At 59.5% G+C, this 19730-nt stretch carries 17 protein-coding genes; 7 read left to right on the top strand and 10 right to left on the bottom strand.

Translation table 11 applies throughout. The annotated features are described in order from the left end of the window. Positions 1–16 precede the first annotated feature (16 nt). The 7 genes from RV1423_RS07110 to RV1423_RS07080 form a co-directional block, all read right to left on the bottom strand. Positions 17–880, bottom strand: coding sequence for an SDR family NAD(P)-dependent oxidoreductase (locus tag RV1423_RS07110; protein WP_081768730.1), 864 nt, complete (start codon positions 878–880; stop codon positions 17–19). Then, on the bottom strand, positions 877–1635 hold the full coding sequence (locus RV1423_RS07105; protein ID WP_051516541.1) for an ABC transporter ATP-binding protein: 759 nt from the start codon (positions 1633–1635) through the stop codon (positions 877–879). Before RV1423_RS07105 ends, RV1423_RS07110 begins: the two co-directional genes overlap by 4 nt. Further along, positions 1632–2399, bottom strand: coding sequence for an ABC transporter ATP-binding protein (locus tag RV1423_RS07100; RefSeq protein ID WP_034294823.1), 768 nt, complete (start codon positions 2397–2399; stop codon positions 1632–1634). The genes RV1423_RS07105 and RV1423_RS07100 overlap by 4 nt, the downstream gene beginning before the upstream one ends. Continuing rightward, positions 2396–3703 (bottom strand): branched-chain amino acid ABC transporter permease, encoded by a 1308-nt coding sequence (locus tag RV1423_RS07095; RefSeq protein WP_081768729.1) that lies wholly within the window; start codon positions 3701–3703, stop codon positions 2396–2398. Before RV1423_RS07095 ends, RV1423_RS07100 begins: the two co-directional genes overlap by 4 nt. A 4-nt stretch (positions 3704–3707) precedes the next feature. After that, the gene (locus RV1423_RS07090; protein WP_034294821.1) at positions 3708–4649 is read right to left on the bottom strand and encodes a branched-chain amino acid ABC transporter permease; all 942 of its coding nucleotides are present in this window, start codon (positions 4647–4649) and stop codon (positions 3708–3710) included. A 127-nt stretch (positions 4650–4776) separates the two neighbouring features. After that, positions 4777–6012: a branched-chain amino acid ABC transporter substrate-binding protein gene (locus RV1423_RS07085; RefSeq protein ID WP_034294820.1), complete on the bottom strand. Its 1236-nt coding sequence runs from the start codon at positions 6010–6012 to the stop codon at positions 4777–4779. Between the two features lie 71 nt (positions 6013–6083). After that, positions 6084–6905, bottom strand: coding sequence for a shikimate dehydrogenase (locus RV1423_RS07080; RefSeq protein ID WP_034294819.1), 822 nt, complete (start codon positions 6903–6905; stop codon positions 6084–6086). A 264-nt stretch (positions 6906–7169) separates the two neighbouring features. Between RV1423_RS07080 and RV1423_RS07075 the strand changes: the two genes are divergently transcribed. From RV1423_RS07075 to RV1423_RS07060, 4 genes are all read left to right on the top strand, one after another. After that, positions 7170–7913, top strand: a complete 744-nt coding sequence (locus tag RV1423_RS07075) for an SDR family NAD(P)-dependent oxidoreductase (protein WP_034294817.1) — start codon at positions 7170–7172, stop codon at positions 7911–7913. A gap of 9 nt (positions 7914–7922) precedes the next feature. After that, positions 7923–8639 (top strand): FadR/GntR family transcriptional regulator, encoded by a 717-nt coding sequence (locus RV1423_RS07070; protein ID WP_034294815.1) that lies wholly within the window; start codon positions 7923–7925, stop codon positions 8637–8639. 415 nt (positions 8640–9054) lie between these two features. Next, positions 9055–9375 (top strand): H-NS family nucleoid-associated regulatory protein, encoded by a 321-nt coding sequence (locus RV1423_RS07065; RefSeq protein WP_034294811.1) that lies wholly within the window; start codon positions 9055–9057, stop codon positions 9373–9375. A 396-nt stretch (positions 9376–9771) separates the two neighbouring features. Then, on the top strand, positions 9772–10314 hold the full coding sequence (locus RV1423_RS07060; RefSeq protein WP_034294809.1) for a flavin reductase family protein: 543 nt from the start codon (positions 9772–9774) through the stop codon (positions 10312–10314). Between the two features lie 331 nt (positions 10315–10645). Here the strand turns inward: RV1423_RS07060 and RV1423_RS07055 are convergent, their stop codons facing one another. Next, the gene (locus tag RV1423_RS07055; protein ID WP_155835046.1) at positions 10646–11632 is read right to left on the bottom strand and encodes a hypothetical protein; all 987 of its coding nucleotides are present in this window, start codon (positions 11630–11632) and stop codon (positions 10646–10648) included. Positions 11633–11723: 91 nt separating this feature from the next. Between RV1423_RS07055 and RV1423_RS07050 the strand changes: the two genes are divergently transcribed. Then, entirely contained in the window at positions 11724–12893 is a 1170-nt protein-coding gene (locus tag RV1423_RS07050; protein ID WP_034294803.1) for a winged helix-turn-helix domain-containing protein, read from the top strand. A gap of 13 nt (positions 12894–12906) precedes the next feature. Here the strand turns inward: RV1423_RS07050 and RV1423_RS07045 are convergent, their stop codons facing one another. Together RV1423_RS07045 and RV1423_RS07040 are read right to left on the bottom strand one after the other, a co-directional pair. After that, positions 12907–13851, bottom strand: coding sequence for an AraC family transcriptional regulator (locus RV1423_RS07045; protein ID WP_051516540.1), 945 nt, complete (start codon positions 13849–13851; stop codon positions 12907–12909). Further along, a complete protein-coding gene (locus RV1423_RS07040; protein ID WP_034295177.1) occupies positions 13832–15280 on the bottom strand; it encodes an aldehyde dehydrogenase family protein in 1449 nt (482 codons plus the stop codon). The genes RV1423_RS07045 and RV1423_RS07040 overlap by 20 nt, the downstream gene beginning before the upstream one ends. 466 nt (positions 15281–15746) lie before the next feature. Here RV1423_RS07040 and RV1423_RS07035 point away from each other — a divergent pair, with 466 nt between their 5' ends. Together RV1423_RS07035 and nirB are read left to right on the top strand one after the other, a co-directional pair. After that, positions 15747–17081 (top strand): MFS transporter, encoded by a 1335-nt coding sequence (locus tag RV1423_RS07035; protein WP_034294799.1) that lies wholly within the window; start codon positions 15747–15749, stop codon positions 17079–17081. A 13-nt stretch (positions 17082–17094) separates the two neighbouring features. Next, positions 17095–19671 carry a nitrite reductase large subunit NirB gene (nirB, locus tag RV1423_RS07030; protein WP_034294794.1) on the top strand — a complete coding sequence of 859 codons (2577 nt, stop codon included), beginning with the start codon at positions 17095–17097 and terminating at the stop codon, positions 19669–19671. Positions 19672–19730 lie beyond the last annotated feature (59 nt).

Below are 19730 nucleotides of genomic sequence, written 5' to 3'. Positions count from 1 at the left end.
AATAGGTAAGTTCGTATTAGATGTAGCTGTAGGAAGACCAGCCGCCGTCGGCGACAATGGCTTGCCCGTTGATATAAGAGGCGCTGTCGGACGCCAGGAACAGCGACAGCGTCGCAATTTCATGCGGCTGGCCCAGCCGCCGCGCCGGCGTGCGCCTGACCAGGGCGTCCAGGTCCATGCGGCCGGTGCGGACCAACTCATCGACCAGCGCGGTTTGCACGTAACCGGGCGCCAGGGCGTTGACCCGCAGACCTGAAGGCGCCCACTCGACCGCCATGACTTTGGTGAGCATCACCACCGCAGCTTTACTGGCGCAATACGCCGCGCGCTCCGGCGCGGCGACGGTGCCGTACATGGAGGCGGTGTTCAGAATCACGCCGCTGCCCTGCTTCATCATGTGGCGGGCGACCGACTGGCCGCAATAGAACACGCCGTTGAGGTTGATGTCGATGGCGCGCCGCCAGTCGGCAGGGGCCAGTTCCAGCGTGGGACGATTGGCCGAAATGCCGGCGTTGTTGAGCAAGACATCGATACGGCCGAAGCGCGCCTGGGCGGCATTGACGGCCTGTTCGACCGCGACATCGTCGGTGATCGACGCGACGAACGTCTCTACCTCGATTTGCGGAAACACGGTGTGCAGTTCCGCACGCGCCTGCGCCAGCAATTCCGCGTTGATGTCCAGCAAGGCCAGGTGGGCGCCATTGACCGCGAATGCGTCGGCCATCGCGCGGCCGATGCCGCTGCCGGCGCCGGTGATGAAGACGACCTTGCCGGCCAGATCGGAGAAATTCTTGTACCGGGCGACGGCATGCAAGGCATGCGCGTCGAGGTCCCGCTGTTCTGCGGTTGCGGTGGTAACGGTGGTTACGGCGTTCGTCATACTGCCAGCCAATCTTTCAAAAGTTGAGGGTTGCCGGTCAATTCGCCCGGTGTGCCGCGAAACACGATGTGTCCATGGCCCAGCAAGCAAACGCCGGTGGAAATCTTCAAAGCGATGGTGAGTTTTTGTTCGACCAGAACCACCGACACGCCGCGCCGATGAATTTCCTGGATCGCTTCACCCACGACGGTGACGATCTTCGGCGCCAGGCCTTCGGTCGGCTCATCGATCAGAATGACCCTGGGGTTGCCCAGCAGCGAGCGGCAGATCGTCAGCATCTGCTGCTCGCCGCCGGACAGATTGCCGGCGCGGGTATTGCGGCGTTCCTTGAGACGCGGAAAGAAATCGAACATCTGCTCCACATTCCATTTCGGCGCATCCGCGTGGCCCGGCTGGATACCCATTTGCAGGTTCTCGTCGACGCTCAGATTGCCGAACACCTCGCGCTCTTCCGGCACAAAGGCGACTCCCGCGCGGCAGACCGCATAGGGACGGCAGCCGGCCAGATCCTTGCCGTTGAGCAGGACTTGCCCGCCCGTCGGCGGCACCAGGCCCATGATGGCGCGCGCCGTGGTCGAGCGGCCCGAACCGTTGCGGCCCAGCAGGCTGATGACTTCGCCGTGCCCGACATCGAAACTGACGCCCTGGAGAATGTGACTCTTTCCGTAATGCGCATGCAGGTCGCGAACCTGCAGCAAGGGCGCGCCCTGCGCATGCCGGGACGACGAAGGTATGGATTGACTGTTCAGGCTCATGCGCTCACCTCGGTGCCCAGATAGGCTTCTTGTACTTGCGCATTGCTGCGCACTTCCTCCGGCGTGCCGGTGGCCACGACTTGCCCGTAGACCAGCACGCTGATGCGATCGCACAGCGAGAACACCACGTCCATGTCGTGCTCGACGATCATCAGCGTGCGGCCGGCCGACAGTTCACGCAGCAAATCGACGGTGTAGTCGGTTTCTTCGCGCGACATGCCGGCCATCGGTTCGTCCAGCAACAGGACTTTCGGATCGGACGCCAGCGTCATGCCGATTTCCAGTGAGCGCTGTTCCGAATAGGAAAGCTCCCCGCCCAAGGTGTCGCGATGCCGCGTCAGGCGAACCTGTTCCAGCAATTGATCGGTCAGCTCGCGCACCCTGGCGTAACCGGAAATCGGACGCCACAGGGTGTATTGCAGGCCAAAGCGCTGCATGACGCCCAGCCGCAGATTTTCGTAGACGGACAATTTCGGAAAGATGTTGGTGATCTGGAACGAGCGCGCCAGGCCCAGGCGATTGATGCGTTCCGGCGCCAGACCGCCGATCGGCTGCCGTCCCAGAAAAATGTCGCCGGAGCTTGGTTTGAACTGACCCGAGATAAGATGGAACAAGGTCGACTTGCCTGCGCCGTTGGGGCCGATGAAGGCATGACGCTCGCCCTCGAACAGTTCCAGATTCACGCCGCGAATAATGTGCGCTTCACCGAACGACTTGTGGACGTCGCGCAAACTCAGGGCGCTTGTATTGACGATTGCGTTCATACTGCCTCCTGATCGTTAAGCTTCGCCCACGCATCGCTTGTCTTGCGCAGCACCAGGCATCCCGCGACCAGCAACACCGCCGGCAGCAGCCAGGTCGACACGGCGCCTGGCTGCCAGGAACGACCGAACAGATCGATGGCAGGCCAGGCCTGACCGGCCACCAACAGCGACTGATAATCCGCGCCCAGCACCCGTTGCAGCAACTCGACCGTCAACACCGTCGCCGCGGCGCACAACAAGGCGCCGACGCTCCAGCCCAGGACAAAGCGCAGCAAGACGGTGCCGGCATGCTTGCTGTTCCTCCACCATGCAAAAATCCCCGACAGCCCGGATGGCATGAACATCATCACCACCACAAAAATGATGCCTTGATAGAGCAGCCAGGAGCGCGTCAGGTCGGACACGGCGTAGCCGAAGAAAGTCATGACGGCAGCACCCAGCGCCGGTCCGAAAAACACGCCGACGCCGCCGATATAGGCGTTCAGCACCACCTCGGAAGACAGGCGGACATCGAACAGCACATAGTTCGCCGCTTCGTTGTTCATGGCCAGCAAACCGCCGGCGATACCGGCAAACATGGCTGAGATCATGAACACCAGTACCCGCAGCACATGCACGTTGTAGCCGAGGAATTTCAGGCGATGGGCATTCTCGCGCAGCCCCAATGCCAATCGGCCCAGCGGCGTGCGGCTGAAGAAGTACAGCAGCGCCAGCGAAGCGACTACCCAGGCCAGCGTCAGGTAATACACTTCGGATGGATTGCCGAACGAGATTCCCCAGGCCGGCATGCGCATGGACGACACGCCGCCTTCGCCGCCGAAGGTGCTTTTGAGATGCGGCGCCAGCGCATGCAGCAACTCGGCCAGCGCCAGGGTGATCATGGAAAAATAGACGCCGCTGCGCTGGGTCGAAAACCAACCGGCAACCAAGCCCAGTGCGGCGCCGCCCAAGGCGCCGAAGACCGGCATCAACGGCGTCGGCAGCAGCCCCTCGCCGGACAGGGCATTCATGGCATGCAAGGTCGCAAAGGCGCCGATGCCGAAATACGCGGCGTGCCCGAACGACAGCATGCCGCCCTGGCCTGCGAGCACATTGAATGCGCTCGCAAAGAGCGCGCCGATCAGCATCTGAATGGCGGCGTTGACCAGCGCTTGCGATAACAGGCCCGGCAAGGCCAGCAGCAACAGCAAGACCGCCGCAAGGAGAAGACGCAGGTAAAGCCGTTCGACGCCGGCGCGGCTGCGCCCGACGGCTTGACCCGGGGGCAAGGATGCCTGCAGGGATTGATTCAATGGTTTATTCATTTGTTTATTCCTTCTCGCCCATCAGTCCCGACGGACGCACCAGCAGCACGACCAGCATCAAGGCAAACGGAATCGTTGCCGCCAGCGACGAGACCTTCAATGTCAGGAGGCCGCCGACTTGCTGCGCCCACTCGCCGGCGCCGAGATAGCCCAGCAGATCGGCCGCGCTCAGATCGATCCCGACCGCAAAGGAGGAAATCAGGCCGATCAGGATCGACGAAAGCATTGCGCCTTCGAGCGAACCCAGCCCGCCGATGACCACCACCACGAACACCAGCACGCCAAGTTCCAGCGCCATGTTGGGGTTCGTCGTATAAAAGGCGCCCGCGATCGCCCCTGCCAGGCCCGCCAACGCGGCGCCCACGCCGAACACGCCCATGAACACCAGAGGAACGTTGTGTCCCAGCGTCTCCGCCATGGCGGGACGATAGATGGCCGATCGCACCACGATGCCGATGCGGGTACGCGACAGCAGCAAATAGATCACGCCGAACATCAGCAAGGAAATCAGGCCCATCATCAGGCGATAAAACGGATAGTCCGTGCCGAACAGGCGAAACGCGGAGAAACTCAAGGCCGCCGGCACCTGGTAGTTGACCGGGTAGTTGCCGAAGAAGAGCTTGATCACTTCAGCGATGATGAAGGACAGGCCGAACGTCAGCAGCAGTTCGTGGGCATGTCCATGCTTGTGCACGCGGCGCAGGAAATAGCGTTCGACGATCACTCCGAGGAAGCCGACGATGACGGGCGAGACGATGATCGCCGGCCAGAAGCCGATGACTTTCTGCAGGCTGTACGCCAGATAGGCGCCGACCATGTAAAACGAGGTATGCGCGAAATTGAGCACGCCCATCATGCCGAAGATAAGCGTCAGTCCGGCCGACACCATGAACAGCAGGAGGCCGTAAATAGTGCCGTTGATGAGCGAGACGATGATGAATTCCATAAATACTTTCCAGAGTGAGCAGGTAAAAGCGGGCCCACGCTGCGCAGAAAACTGGGCAGCCTGAAGTGCGGGCCGCTGCCGCCTCGCCTTGCGGCGAGGACGGCTGCGGCTTCAATGCAATGAAGAATCAGACCGGGCGTTGCATCTTGCAGGAGCTCTGCACCGGATTGGCAGCCTCTTCCGCACTGAACTTCCTGATCACCTTGAAGCCCATGTCGGTGTCGTCCACCTTGTATTTGACATTCTTCTCGACACGCGACACCACCACCGGCAACAGCACCTGATGGTCGGCCGCGCGAATCGAGGTTTCCCCCATCGGCGTTTCGATCTTGACCTTCTCCAGCGCCTTGGCCAGTTCGGTCACGTTGATCCTGTCGCCGCTGGCTTTGGTCTGCTTGAGCGCCTCGCCCAGCATCTGCATGCCGAACACGGTCTGCGGCTCGATGAAGGTCGGATAGTGTCCGGTCTTGGCCTTGTAGTCGTTGCCGAACTGCTCGGTCTGCTTGTTGGTTTCGATGTTGAAGGCATGTGAAATGTAGTGGCCCAGCGCGGTGTCGCCGGCATTGCCGATGTTGCCCGGCTGATCGAGGAAGACGGTGCCGAAACGGAGCTTCAGACCGGCCGCGCGCGTTGCCTTCATCAGCAACAACAGGTCGTTGGACCAGTTCCCCGTCAACACCGTCTCGGCGCCGCTGGCCTTGATTTTGGCGACATACGGCGAGAAATCCTGGATCTTGTTGACGTCGTGCAGCGTGCTTTCCACTACGGTGTAGCCGCCGGCGGAGGCGTATTCCTTGATGGCCTTGTCCATGTCGACGCCCCAGGAATAGTTCTGGTTCATGGCATAGACCTTGGTGCCCAGTTCTTTGGCTTCCTTCATCGCCGGCACGAGTGTTTTGACGCGCATCACCGCATTGGTGGTGAAGCGGAAGTGATAGAAGTGGCACTTGTCGCCGGTCAGTTCCAACGCCTCGCCGCCCATGTTCAGGAACAGGACTTCCTTGCCTGCGTTACGCAGGTTGTACTTGCGGACATCTTCCGTGATCTGGCCCGATACCGCTGAAGAGGAGCCCTGGATGATGATTTGCGCACCGCCTGCGATTGCGGCCTTCACCTTGTCGGACGCGCCTGCCGGACCACCCTGATTGTCGTATTCGGTGACCTGGATCGGCGCGCCGTTCCAGCCGCCGGCAGCGTTCAGGCGATCGAGTTCATATTTGACTGCCGCGCGATACAGCAAGCCTGTGGAGGCTTGCGGACCTGAGAGCGTCTCCACCAGCGCCACCTTCAGCGGCGCACCTGCCTGGGCCGTTCCCACTGCAACCAAAGCGCAGAACGACAAACCGATTTGTTTCTTGTTCATTCACACATCTCCATTATGATTTTGAAATGACATCCGGTACCGCGAAAAACCAACTGCAAAATTTCTGGCAATCAGATCAGGCCGAGGAATTCCCCTATGCGTTCAATCTGCACTTCCATCATGTGACGCCCCAGGTGCACGGCGAAGCCGCATGCGCCGGCTTTCGCCAGGAGCGGCGTGATATCTGTTTTCATGACGACTTCCGCGACGACGGCGCCGGGCGGCAAGGCGTCCGGCGCAAACGGCAGCGGGTCGGACGCATGCAGTCCAAGCGACGTTGAATTGATTGCCAGGGTGTACCCCTGCGGCGCGGCATCGGCCACATGCGCATCCAGCGCCGGATAACATTGACGCAACTCGCCGACGAGTTGCCCGGCGCGGGCCGGACTGCGGTTATAGATGCCGATGGCAGCGACGCCCTCTTCCGCCAGCGCATGCACAATCGCCTTTGCCGCACCGCCGGCGCCGGCCAGATAGACGCGGCGCCCCTTGAGCGCATGGCCTTGCGCCAGCAAGCCGCCGACGAAACCGATGCCGTCGAAGTTGCTGCCGACCAGGCCGCGGCCGCCCTCTGGCAGATCGTCAAAACGCACGACGTTGACTGCGCCCATGCGCCGGGCGGATTCGGTCAATGCCGTGCAATGTTCGATGATGACTTCTTTGTAGGGAATGGTGACGACCAGCCCCACCAGACTTTGGATCAGGGGAGCTGCCGCGATGAACCGAGGAAAATCGTCGGGACGCACATTGAAGGGCACCATCACCGCATCGACGTCCCGTTGCGCCATCAGCGCGTTAAATGCCGGCGGAGTGCGGACATGACCGATGGGGTCGGCAACGATGGCCACCACCCTGGTGTTGCCGGTGATTTGCCGGCCTGTACTGCTGAGCATAGTGTCTCCTCGCTAACGCCGGCCATCGTGCGCGACCAGTCTTTTTATCGTTCGTCTACCGTCACTGTTTTGCCTCGACGGAGTAGGATTTCACCAAGATGTCTGATAAGATATTAAACATGTCAGACAAGTTGAGGGGCGATTCTACCGAGCAGTTTGGACGGTGTCAACAGATCGCCGCTGACATATTCGACAGATGAAAATGTGCAAGGAATCGACCCGCATACAGATCGATGCTTGCTCGCCCCATTCAAAGGAGACGCAGTGATTTCGTTTAGCAACAAGACCTTTTTGATTACCGGCGCTGCCGGCGGCATTGCCCGGGCGACAGCCCTCCTGGTGGCAAGACATGGCGCCAGCGTTGCGCTGAGCGACGTCAATCCGTCCGCTCTGGAAACCTTGCAAAATGAATTGCGAGCACAAGTCCCCGACGCCCAGGTCAGCATCCATGTCACCGACGTCTCCGACGCGCAGGCTTGCCGCAACGTCGCCCAGGAGGTTGCGGCACGCTTTGGCGGGATAGACCATCTGGTCCACTCCGCCGGCATCTATCCCGAAAAGCTGGTGGCGGACATGACCGACGACGAATGGCGCAAGCTCATGCAGATCAATCTGGACGGCACCTTCTACATTTGCCGTGCGGTCATCCCTTTCTTGACCGAAGGCAGCTCCATCGTTACGCTCTCCTCCGTCGCCGCGCAACGCGGCAGCTATGCCCACGCGCACTATTCGGCCTCCAAGGGAGCCGTGATCAGCTTTTCGCGTAGCCTGGCGCTGGAGCTGGCCCCGAAAACACGAGTCAACGCCTTGTCTCCGGGTATCATTGCCACACCGATGACCAAAGACCTGCTGGCCAAGAACGAACAAACGTTGTTGCAAAATACACCACTCAAGCGCCTCGGCACGGCGGAAGAAGTCGCCGGCGGCATTGCCTTCCTGTGCTCTCCACTGGCGGGATTTATTACTGCGGAAACCTTGCAGGTCAACGGCGGTTTGTACATCAATTAATTCGAAGTCATGAAAAACGACACAGCGTCAGCGTCCACCCAATCGCTTACAGAAGACATCGTCGAATGGCTCAATGACGAGATTCGCTCCCAGCGCCTGAAACCAGGCGACAAACTGCCCAGCGAAAAACAGCTTGGCGAACAGTTTTGCGTCAGCCGCTCGGTCGTGCGCGAAGCATTGTCCCAACTGAAATCGGAAGGCATCGTGAACTCCCAGCAAGGCCGGGGCGTCTTCGTCAACGAACGAGGTTCGCGCCAGGCCTTTCGCCTTGACGCCACGGCCCTGGATGACGCCGAGGGACTCGAACACGTCATTGAGCTATTGGTCACGCTTGAGGCCGCCGCAGCGCGCTACGCAGCGGTCAGGCACACGCCCGACGACCTCAAAAGAATCAAACAGGCGCTCGTGGGCATGGAGTACGCGATCGTCAACGACCGCCTGGGCGACGAAGAGGATTACGCCTTTCATCAGGCGATCGTGGACTCGACCAAGAATCCCCATTTTCGCATGTTGAACGAGTATCTGGAACGCCACGTGCGGCGCCTCATCCGGCAGGCACGCACAAATACGGCTGCCAATTATCACAATCTGGTGCAGGCAGTACAAGATGAGCACAAGGCAATCGTCAAAGCCATTGAAAGCCGAGACCCCGCCGCCGCCGCACTCGCTGCAGAGACACATCTGCGCAATGCGGCCAAACGACTGAATAAATACCTGCAGGATTAACCGGCCGCACTCATACATCGGCCTCCACTCCAATAGTCGGCTTGACCGGCTGTTGGAACGGCATCCAGCCGCCTGGAATCCCACCATAGGGAGATCAATCGCAGCCGCTGCATCCGGGACAGCATCCTTTTTCTCCGGTTGCCGGCTCATCGACATACGGCGAAAAAACCGATGCCGCCCAACGGTCCAACGCTCCCAATGCGTCCGGTCTCTCCGACGTCATTTCCCTTTCTTCCAAGCCGAAATAAAACTGATTGAACATTTACTGTTGTCGATAAATTTCGTCATCCCGAAGAAAAACAGTAAAAAACGGTAAAAGAAAATATTGAGAAAAACAGCAATTACAAAAAAATAATTGAAAACTGATATTGAATAGTGTAATTTCTGCTCAAATTATGTTTTTTAGGAGAGAAACATGGCTGTTAGTGAATTAGATAAGTTGCTGGCCCAACAGGCTGAAATCGCAAAGAAAATCGAAGATGTGAAACAGAAGGAACGGCAACCGATCATTGATAGTATTAAATCGATGATTTCCGAATATGGCTTCACCGCCAAGGAATTGGGGTTGACCACAAAGAAATCCAAAACAAAGAAAACTAAAGGAGCCCTTGAGCCGCTCTATCGAAATGAAGAGAATCTGACCTGGGCCGGCCGTGGCCGAATCCCTTCCTGGCTTAAAGGCCCTGATGGACAAGTCAGCGAAAAACTCAAAAAGAAATACGCTATTACCCAATAAATAAAATCCCGGAATGGGGTGTATTGTCGCGACCGAACCCACCTCACAATGGTGGGTTTTTTCTTTATTGTCTTTATAAAGGACAAATATGTTGAGCGGCTTAGCCGGAATCGCAATCGCTGAGGAAGACCAACTGCGAATATCCTGCGGGATTTCGTTTGTATAAGTTCCGTTAAATATTCTATTTAATCCGCAGATATCGGGGAATATCATCGAATCACACGACAATCATGTTTGATCCGAGCAGGCTGCGGCAGCTTCCTTACATGCAGGCGTGCAGTTTATTGAAGGCCCGCTGCTCGAAGAGCAGCTTTTGTTCACATTTTGAGATAGGTCAAACAACGCCGGATGTTTTCCGGCAGACTCATCGATCAACGAATATCACAAGGTGCTCTCATGCGTCAGTTGAAACTGAACAAGGCTTTCACCCTGATGGAATCCGGACCTGTTGTCCTCGTGACGACCCATGACGGGCAGAAGGACAATGTCATGACCATTTCCTGGACGATGGTCATGGACTTCACTCCGGTATTTGCCATCACCACGGGTGAATGGAATTACTCTTACGCGGCGTTGCGCAAAAATAAGGAATGCGTCATTGCCATTCCTACCGTTGACATGCTGGATAAGGTGGTCGGCATAGGAACCTGCTCCGGGGCAGACACGGACAAGTTTTCCAGGTTCAGGCTCACGCCGGTACAGGGAAAGGTCGTCAAATCGCCTTTGATCAAGGAATGCCTTGCCAACATCGAATGCAAGGTCATCGATATCGTCAAGAAGCACAACATCGTGGTGTTGGAGGCGGTTGCCGCATACGTGGATACCACACGCAAGGAGAAACGCACGATTCACGCTGTCGGCGACGGAACGTTCATTGTCGACGGGCGCAAGATCGACCGGAGGAAGATGATGGCATCCAAGCTCCCCTACGGCGTTTAGTTTAGTATTCATGGGACATGCCCGTATAAGGCCGCCCTTCGGTCCTACGTCGCCAGGTCGGAATGTATCGCCGCAGCAGCCAAAGCCTGATCTCGGAACGCGCGAGAACGCCGCTACAGCTAAGCTAAGCACAGACGGATCCTTGTCTGGGAACTATCTTCTCAAATTTCAGTTGGTCCGAAAATACCCTGGCAGGTCAGATGCATGCCGCCGCTGCCAGCGAACGACCTGCCCAAGGTTATCGCCCTCCAGCGCAAGCAGCGCTGTGCACGCGATTCGTCCGAAGTGAGCAGGGCCTGCCGAATGTCGTCGCATGCCGATCGGCATTTCACTAAATTCTTGCTATTCCTTCACCTACGGCAACATGGCCCACTATAAAAGGGATAGCCTTCTTCGCCGGTTTGGCCGGTATTCTTAGCCCAACGGCTGTCCAGGCAACGCCAGCCAAATCCTTGACGTCCTCCTTCCCAAAAGTCCCCCCCTCATTCACTCTTCGCTGAATGAAGTTAACCATCCCTGAGGCGATTGGCCGCGCAACCATGGCCACGGCCGCCGGCGTGCCGATAATCGGTATGTATCCCAGGGATTCAAAAGCCCTGACGACAAAGGCGCCTATCTGTTTTGCCATCACTATATCGTCCTCCGTCCATTTTCCGTGGACACGCATGAGTTGTGCAGCCGTATCCCCAGGTGGATTTTCAAGCGCCTTTTGAAGTTGATATAAGAATTCTTTGACGTCATAGCCGGAATAATCCGTTCTGATGCTGGGCGTGATATCGATCGGCACTTTTTTGACAGTCCCGGTCGGATCAATCTCTGTGCCATCCGGCGTTTTGGACCAATACGGCTTACCTTTTTTATAAATCCCATCGAACGCATGAACTAATGTTTTATTTAGCGCAAGTTCAAGGAAGTCCTGTACCGAAGGCGGTTGGTATCCTTTGTATTCTTTGTCTTTCAATAATACAGTCGTCGCCTGATGAATTCCCTCCTTGTTAATGGCTGAATAAAAATCCCGATCCTGAAGCTTTGCAATTTCCTCTAATACTCTAGCAAACTCAATTTGCCACTTGAAATCGCGGTAGCTCTTCGCCATGTCGGGGAATATATTCTTGATATACTCTTTCGCCAGTCTGAAATGTCTCTCATCAGCTTCGGAAATTACCTTGGCCGACTCGATGACTCTCGCCTCCAACCTTGAAGCCTCCTGTTGCCTACGCAAAGCCTCTTTGCTTTCATCTAGCGGTACAGTCGGTACGAATTGGGTGTGCACGACGGGATATATATCATCGACTTTACTTTTCCATTCTTTCTCCATCCTCGCGCTGCCCTCTCTCACGCGCTTCGGCGAAACTCTCTACAATTTCGCCATCCTCCTTCTTGAACAGATATCCTTGGACCGACCGACAATGAGCATCGCTTCGCTTGCCCTTCATCCCGCCCAGGCGCGCGCCATCTGGTTGCGCGCCCAGCGGCTCGACGAATTGGCTCCCTTCGGCAAGGGTCCCGACGCCGTGCGGCTGGCCGCCGAGCATCTCGGTTACGTGCAGATCGACACCATCAACGTCATCGAGCGCAGCCACCATCACATCCTCTACACGCGCATTCCCGCATACAAGCCGACCGACCTCGAACAGGCCCAGTCGGTGGACAAGTCGGTGTTCGAATACTGGACGCATGCGCTGGCTTATGTACCGACGACGGATTTCCGCCATTTCCTGCCTGCGATGGAACAGCGCCGGCTTAATCCGCATTCCTCTTTCGCCGGTGTGGACGAGGCCGACTATGCCGCGCTGCTCAAGCGCATCCGCAAGGAAGGCGGCTTGTCCATTCGCGATATCGAAGATGAGGTGCTGGTCGAAAAGACCCACCCCTGGGGCAGCCGCAAACCATCCCGGAGCGCGCTGAGATGGGGATTCTTCATCGGCGACCTGGTGATCAGCAAGCGTACCGGCATGCTCAAGACCTACGAACTGGCGGGACGCCATTTCGGCTGGCAGCGGCGTCCGCAGCCGGTGAAAGAAAAACAGTTCGCACAATATCTGCTGCGCCGTGCACTGCAAGCGCAAGGCATGGTCAGCCTGGAGTCGATCTGCTACGGCAGCGTCCATGCGAAGTCGCTGGTCAGGGAACTGATCGATGCGGCGGTCAGGCGCAGGCAACTGCTGGCCGTGCACATCGACGGCGCCCCCAGGAGCCAGCACTGGATCGAACCGGCGTTGCTGGAAGAGGTCACCGAACCCGCCTCTGCACAGCGCGTGCATATCCTCTCGCCATTCGATCCGCTGGTGATCCAGCGCAAGCGGCTGGAACTGTTTTTCGGCTACGCGCATCGTTTTGAAGCTTATGTGCCCGCCGAAAAGCGTGTGCTCGGCTATTTCGCGTTGCCGGTATTGGCGGGCGACGAGATCGTTGCCGCGCTTGATCTCAAGATGGACCGGCAGGCCGGTAAGCTGCTGGTGCAGAAATGGACCTGGATCGCGAAAAAATCGAAGCCGCTGAAGACGGCCGTCGAGCAGGAGTTGCATCGTTTCGAGCAATTCCAGAAGCAGTCGATGCGCATGGCGCGCACGCGGTAATGCAACGCGGCGCTTATGTCTCGACGATGTGCTGCTTCAGAAACTCGACATCCTGCAACGGCGACGCGCCGAACAGGCGGCGGTATTCGCGGCTGAATTGCGACGGGCTTTCATAGCCGACCCGGTAGCCCACCGTGGCCGCCTCCATGCTGCCGGTCATCAGCATGCGGCGCGCTTCCAGCAACCTCGTCTGCTTCTGGTATTGCAGCGGGCTCATGACGGTAGCGGCCTTGAAGCGATGATGCAGCGTCGACACGCTCATGCGCACCTGCTTTGCCAGTTGTTCGATCGACATTGGCTGGGCGTAATTTTCCTTGATCCAGCGGATGGCGTCGTTGACGCCCTTTTCCTGGTAATGCGCCAGCACGGTGTGGTACAGCACGTCGCCGTTCTTCGCCGCAATCAGGCGGTACATGATTTCCTGCTTGAGGATGCGCGACATGGCCGGGATGTCCCGGGGGGTTTTCAGCAGCGCCACCAGCCGCAGGAAAGCCTGCTGCAACTCGCTATCCGATTCATCCACATAGGCGCCGACGCGCGAAGTGCGCTTGGGCGGGGCGGCGATATCGAGCTCGATGATGAGCGCCGCAATCTCCCTCGGGTCGAGCTCGATGCGCACGCCATAGTACGGCAGCTCCGCGCTCGCTTCGACGATCTGTCCCGACACCGGCAGATCGATTGCCGACAGCACATAGGCGCCGACGCCGTAGTGACTCACGCTATTGCCGATCAATATCTTCTTGCGGCCCTGCACGACCAGGCACATCGACGGCTCCAGCATGCCGCGATTGAGCGCCGTGGGCTGGCTCAGCCGGATGAAGGACAGATAAGGAATCGCGGTATGCACGTCGCGCTGCCCAGGCGGCACGCCATCGAAGTGCGTGGCGACTTGCGCCCGCAGTTGCGCCAGCGGGTCGGAAGCAGCAGGTTCGGCGGGATTAGCGGCTGGCGTTTTCATGGACGGGAACATCGTAACCAATGATGGCTTTCGGTTCAACATACGCTTCCAGGCCGTAGGGGCCGAATTCGCGGCCGATGCCGGATTGCTTGAAGCCGCCGAACGGCGCGCGCGGTTCGTCGTACAGACCGTTGATGAAGATGCGACCGGCCACGATCTGCGACGCCACGCGGTTGGCGCGCTCCAGGTCGCGTCCGCTGACGTAGCCGTGCAAGCCGTAGACGGTGTCGTTGGCGATCTCGACGGCTTCCTCTTCGGTGCGATAGGTCAGGATCGACAACACCGGTCCGAAGATCTCTTCGCGCGCGATGCGCATGTCGTTGCGGACGTTGACGAACACCGTCGGCTTGACGAAGTACCCCTGCTCCAGCCCTTCCGGATGCCCTTCGCCGCCGACCAGCAATTCGGCGCCTTCTTCGATGCCGAGGCGGATATAGCCCTGCACGCGCTCATATTGCTTTTGCGTGACCAGCGGGCCGACGACGGTGTCTTCATCGCCCGGATTGCCGACCTTCATGGCCGCCACAGCCTGCCTCACCAGTTGTTTGACTTCGTCGAGGCGATGTTCGGGCACGATCAGCCGCGTTCCCGCCAGGCACGCCTGGCCGTTGTTAAACGAGGCGGCCATGACCGCCTGCGGGACGGCCGTTGCCAGATCGGCGTCGTCGAGCAGAACGTTGGGCGATTTTCCGCCGAGTTCCAGCGTGACGCGCTTCATGGTGTCGACGGCGCCGCGCGCGATCTGTTTACCGACGGCGGTCGAGCCGGTGAAAGATATTTTGGCGATGTCGGGATGGCGCGTGATTTCTGCGCCGACGGTGTCGCCGCGGCCGGTGACGACGTTGAAGACGCCCGGCGGCAGACCGGCTTCGTGCAGGCATTGCGTAAGCAGTTGCGTCTGCATGGCGCTCAGTTCACTGGGCTTGATCACCGCCGTGCTGCCGGCCACCAGTGTGGTTGCCAGCTTGCTGCAGATGAAGCCGTAGTTGGCGTTCCACGGCGTGATCAGGCCGACCACGCCGAGCGGCTCCATGGTGACGCGCGCGCTGCCGGCCTGGCGCACGAAGTCGAATGTCTGCAACAGTTCGATCGATTGCAGGAAACTGGCGGCCGAACGCGCCACCGTCGCGGTGCACATGCGGCGCGTGCCGCCGTATTCGCGAATCATGGCTTCGATCAGTTCGGGCGCACGGCGCTGGACGGCGTCATGCAGGCGTTGCAAATAACCAGTGCGTGCTTCCTTGCTGCTGCGGGAAAAGGTCTTGTAAGCCGCCTTTGCCGCCGCGATGGCGTGGCGCGCGTCTTCTTCGTCGGCCAGCCGGACGACGGCAATGACGGTCTTGTCGGTCGGGTTGATCAGTTCCATGGTTTCCGTGCCGTGCGGCTGGACGAACTGGCCGTTGATATAGATGTCGTTGATGTGTTGCATGTCGGTTCCCGCTTGAGTGAACATGCCGGACATGGTACGAGCCGGGCCATGCGATGCGGTAGACCAATGCTGCCGGAGGATTGCCTGATCCTGCAAGACGCCGGATTTTCCGGCATCCGGCTTGCAAGGCGGCAAGTCCAGGCCATTCCCTTTCTGACCAAAAACGCTCAGTGCAGCGCACCATTTGCGGGCGGCCTGCACCGCAACACATCACAACATGACATATATTTTTGTCATCGCCCCTGTTGCGGGCGCACCTCTTCGCGCCCCAAAACCATGCTGCATCAGGGAATCCGCCTTTCTGGCACAAGCTTTGCATAAGAGCAGGCATGGATCAACGACGATCCACCCCTTTCCACTATTTTTAATGCCGATCTAAAGACGGATCTGCAGGACAACGGCGTCCGCTTAGCTTGGCATTGTTGCCTGGCTGAGCGGGCGCCTTTTTGTTTTTAACGGGATAAAAATGGCCGATACCGCTGCTACCACGCAATTCAGCAAGGCAAACAGGATTCAACTCTTTTCCATCGCGTCGCCGCAGATGCGCGTTTTCCATCTGACCTGGATGGCTTTCTTCGTGTGCTTCTTTGCCTGGTTCGCCTGCGCGCCGCTGATGCCGGTGATCAAGGGCCAGCTCGGCCTGACGTTGGACCAGATCGCCAACATCAACATCGCCGCGGTCGCCGTGACCATCCTGGTGCGCCTGATCGTCGGCCCTCTGTGCGACCGCTACGGTCCGCGCAAGACCTACACCGGCCTGCTGCTGCTCGGCGCGATCCCGGTGATCGGCGTCGGCTTTTCGCAAACCTATGAGAGCTTCCTGTTCTTCCGCCTGTGCATCGGCGCCGTCGGCGCCAGCTTCGTGATCACGCAGTATCACACCTCGGTGATGTTCGCGCCGAACGTGGTGGGCACCGCCAACGCCGCGACCGCCGGCTGGGGCAATGCCGGCGGCGGCGTCGCGCAAGGCCTGATGCCGTTGTTGCTGGCCGCTGCGCTGATGCTGGGCGTGGGCGACAACCTCGGCTGGCGCGTCGCGCTGCTGGTGCCGGGCCTGCTGATGCTCTTCATGGCCGCGGCGTACTGGCACTTCACGCAAGATTGTCCGCAGGGCAATTTCGATGAACTGCGTGCCGCCGGCATCGCCGTCGAAGGCGGGAAAAAAGGCGGTTGGGAAAGCTTTCGCGCCGCCAGCGCCAACTACCGCGTGTGGATGCTGTTCATCACCTACGGCGCCTGCTTCGGCGTGGAAATCTTCATCCACAACATCGCCGCCATTTACTACGTCGACCACTTCGGCCTGTCGCTGAAAAGCGCCGGCATCGCGGCCGCCAGCTTCGGCCTGCTGGCCTTGTTTGCCCGCGCGCTGGGCGGCATCGTCTCCGACAGGATGGCGCGGGTCGGTGGCCTCAATCGCCGCGCCCTGCTGCTGTTTGTCATGATGCTGGGCGAAGGCCTCGGCCTGCTGTGGTTTGCGCATGCCGGCAACGCCGCGCTGGCGGTGGTCGCCATGCTGTGCTTCGGCTTGTTTACGCACATGGCCTGCGGCGCCACGTATGCACTGGTGCCGTTCATCGACCGCAAGGCGCTGGGCGGCGTGGCCGGCATCATCGGCGCAGGCGGCAACGTCGGCGCGGTACTGGCGGGTTTCCTGATGAAGGAACTCGGCAACACCCAGCAAACGCTGAGCGTGCTGGGCGTACTGGTGACGATTTCCGCACTGTGCGCCGTCGCCGTGCGTTTCAGCACGACGGACAAGACCGGCGAGGCAGTCCTTGCCGCCGGCAACATCACCGCCTGAGGAGAACCGGATCATGAACATTATCGTCATTGGCCACGGCATGGTCGGTCACAAATTCCTGCAATGCCTCGCCGACAGCGGCGCAGCCGACCTCAACGTCACCGTGCTGTGCGAAGAACCGCGCCCGGCCTACGACCGCGTGCATCTGTCGGAATTTTTCGCCGGCAAGACAGCCGACGATCTTTCCCTGGTCGCGCCCGGCTTTTTCGATGCCGGCAAGAGCACGGTCAGCTTCGACCTCAAACTCAACGCCAAGGCACAGTATATCGACGTGGCCGCCAAGACCGTGACCGTCAACGTCGGCGGCGCCGTCGAAACGCTGTCTTACGACAAGCTCGTGATGGCGACAGGCTCCTATCCGTTCGTCCCGACTGTCGCGGGTAACCAGCGCAAGGACTGCTTCGTCTATCGCACCATCGAAGACCTCGAAGCCATGCTGGAATGCGGCAAGCGCTCCAGGTCCGGCGTCGTGATCGGCGGCGGCCTGCTCGGCCTGGAATGCGCCAAGGCGTTGCGCGACATGAACCTGGAAACCCATGTGGTCGAATTCGCGCCGCGTCTCATGGCGGTGCAGGTCGACGACAGCGGCGGCCGCATCCTGCGCCAGAAGATCCAGGACCTGGGCGTCACCGCGCATACGCAAAAGAACACGCTCGAAATCGTCGATGGCAAGACTGGCACGCACCGCATGAACTTCGAGGACGGCACCCACCTCGACACCGACATGATTGTGTTCTCGGCAGGCATCCGCCCGCGCGACGAACTGGCGCGCGAGTCCGGCCTGAAAGTCGGCGACCGCGGCGGCATCGTGATCGACAACAGTTGCCTGACCTCGGACACCGACATCTACGCCATCGGCGAATGCGCCTTGTGGAACGGCCGCATCTTCGGCCTGGTCGCGCCCGGCTACGACATGGCGCGCATCGCCGCCGGACACTTGCTGGCGCACCTGAACGACGATACCAGCGGCTTGCCGCAATTCAACGGCGCCGACATGAGCACCAAGTTGAAGCTCATGGGCGTGGACGTCGCCAGCATCGGCGATCCGCACGGCAAGGAAGCGGGCGCGCGGTCGTACCAGTTCACCGACGAGCGCAAGCAGATCTACAAGAAGATCGTGGTCTCCGAATCGGGCAAGCATCTGCTGGGCGCGGTCATGGTCGGCGACGCCGCCGAATACGGCACGCTGCTGCAAATGATGCTCAACCGCATCGAATTGCCGGAATCGCCCGAGTTCCTGATCCTGCCGCAAGCCGACGGCAAGGCCAGGGTCGGCCTGGGCGTCGACGCCCTGCCCGACTCCGCGCAAATCTGTTCATGCAACAACGTCTCCAAGGGTGACTTGTGCATGGCGGTGGCGTCCGGTGCGACCAACATCGGCGACCTCAAAGCCTGCACCAAGGCAGGCACGTCGTGCGGCGGCTGCGTGCCGCTGGTGACGCAGGTGATGAAGGCCGAGATGAAGAAGCAAGGCCTGGCCGTCAACAACCACGTCTGCGAACACTTCGCCTACTCGCGCCAGGAATTGCACCATCTGGTGCGCGTGAACAAGATCAAGACCTTCGGCGAACTGCTGGCGCAACACGGCAAGGGCCTCGGCTGCGATATCTGCAAGCCGGTCGCCGCCAATATCCTGGCGTCGTGCTGGAATGATTTCGTGCTCAAGAAGGAACATGCCAGCCTGCAGGACTCGAACGATTATTTCCTCGGCAACATCCAGAAGGACGGCACCTATTCGGTGGTGCCGCGCATGGCCGGCGGCGAAGTCACGCCGGACGGCCTGATCGCGGTCGGACAGATTGCCAAGAAATACGGCCTTTACACCAAGATCACCGGCGGCCAGCGCGTCGACCTGTTCGGCGCCCGCGTCGAACAGTTGCCGGACATCTGGGAAGAACTGATCGCCGCCGGCTTTGAAACCGGCCACGCCTACGGCAAATCGCTGCGCACGGTCAAATCCTGCGTCGGCTCGACCTGGTGCCGTTACGGCGTGGACGACAGCGTCGGCCTGGCGATCGAACTGGAAAATCGCTACAAGGGCCTGCGCTCGCCGCACAAGATCAAGTTCGGCGTGTCCGGCTGCACGCGCGAATGCGCGGAAGCGCAAGGCAAGGACGTCGGTATCATCGCCACCGAAAAAGGCTGGAATCTGTACGTCTGCGGCAACGGCGGCATGAAGCCGCGCCACGCCGAGCTGATCGCCTCCGATCTCGACAAGGCGAGCATGATCCGCTACATCGACCGCTTCCTGATGTTCTACGTGCGGACCGCCGATCGCCTGCAACGCACCAGCACCTGGCGCGACAGCCTTGAAGGCGGACTCGACTATCTCAAGAGCGTAGTCATCGACGACAAGCTCGGCATCGCCGCCGAACTGGAAGCCGACATGCAGCATGTGGTCGACACCTATGAATGCGAATGGAAGAAAGCCGTGAGCGATCCTGAAACGCGCAAGCGCTTCCGCCACTTCGTCAACAGCAAGGAAGCCGACAAGAACGTCAGGTTCGTCGACGAGCGCGGGCAGATTCGTCCGGCGACGGTGGCCGAGCGCAAGCTGATCGATATTCCGGTGGTTGTAGAGGCAGTATAAAAATTGCCTGTCGTTCTGACGAAAGTCAGAACCCAGCGGCGTTGAATACACGCAATGCA

Origin of the sequence: Herbaspirillum sp. RV1423, from assembly GCF_000577615.1 — a bacterium.
Classification (GTDB): domain Bacteria; phylum Pseudomonadota; class Gammaproteobacteria; order Burkholderiales; family Burkholderiaceae_D; genus Herbaspirillum.
The sequence above is the reverse complement of the archived record's forward strand: the minus strand, read 5'-3'. Positions and strand labels throughout refer to the sequence as shown.

Excerpts from the sequence above, each read along its gene's own strand:
- RV1423_RS07050 (WP_034294803.1), top strand. The coding sequence starts at position 11,724 with ATGAGCATCGCTTCGCTTGCCCTTCATCCCGCCCAGGCGCGCGCCATC.
- RV1423_RS07095 (WP_081768729.1), bottom strand. The coding sequence starts at position 3,703 with ATGAATAAACCATTGAATCAATCCCTGCAGGCATCCTTGCCCCCGGGT.
- RV1423_RS07105 (WP_051516541.1), bottom strand. The coding sequence starts at position 1,635 with ATGAGCCTGAACAGTCAATCCATACCTTCGTCGTCCCGGCATGCGCAG.
- RV1423_RS07055 (WP_155835046.1), bottom strand. The coding sequence starts at position 11,632 with ATGGAGAAAGAATGGAAAAGTAAAGTCGATGATATATATCCCGTCGTG.
- RV1423_RS07035 (WP_034294799.1), top strand. The coding sequence starts at position 15,747 with ATGGCCGATACCGCTGCTACCACGCAATTCAGCAAGGCAAACAGGATT.
- RV1423_RS07085 (WP_034294820.1), bottom strand. The coding sequence starts at position 6,012 with ATGAACAAGAAACAAATCGGTTTGTCGTTCTGCGCTTTGGTTGCAGTG.
- RV1423_RS07080 (WP_034294819.1), bottom strand. The coding sequence starts at position 6,905 with ATGCTCAGCAGTACAGGCCGGCAAATCACCGGCAACACCAGGGTGGTG.
- RV1423_RS07060 (WP_034294809.1), top strand. The coding sequence starts at position 9,772 with ATGCGTCAGTTGAAACTGAACAAGGCTTTCACCCTGATGGAATCCGGA.
- RV1423_RS07090 (WP_034294821.1), bottom strand. The coding sequence starts at position 4,649 with ATGGAATTCATCATCGTCTCGCTCATCAACGGCACTATTTACGGCCTC.
- nirB (WP_034294794.1), top strand. The coding sequence starts at position 17,095 with ATGAACATTATCGTCATTGGCCACGGCATGGTCGGTCACAAATTCCTG.
- RV1423_RS07040 (WP_034295177.1), bottom strand. The coding sequence starts at position 15,280 with ATGCAACACATCAACGACATCTATATCAACGGCCAGTTCGTCCAGCCG.
- RV1423_RS07100 (WP_034294823.1), bottom strand. The coding sequence starts at position 2,399 with ATGAACGCAATCGTCAATACAAGCGCCCTGAGTTTGCGCGACGTCCAC.
- RV1423_RS07110 (WP_081768730.1), bottom strand. The coding sequence starts at position 880 with ATGACGAACGCCGTAACCACCGTTACCACCGCAACCGCAGAACAGCGG.
- RV1423_RS07065 (WP_034294811.1), top strand. The coding sequence starts at position 9,055 with ATGGCTGTTAGTGAATTAGATAAGTTGCTGGCCCAACAGGCTGAAATC.
- RV1423_RS07045 (WP_051516540.1), bottom strand. The coding sequence starts at position 13,851 with ATGAAAACGCCAGCCGCTAATCCCGCCGAACCTGCTGCTTCCGACCCG.
- RV1423_RS07070 (WP_034294815.1), top strand. The coding sequence starts at position 7,923 with ATGAAAAACGACACAGCGTCAGCGTCCACCCAATCGCTTACAGAAGAC.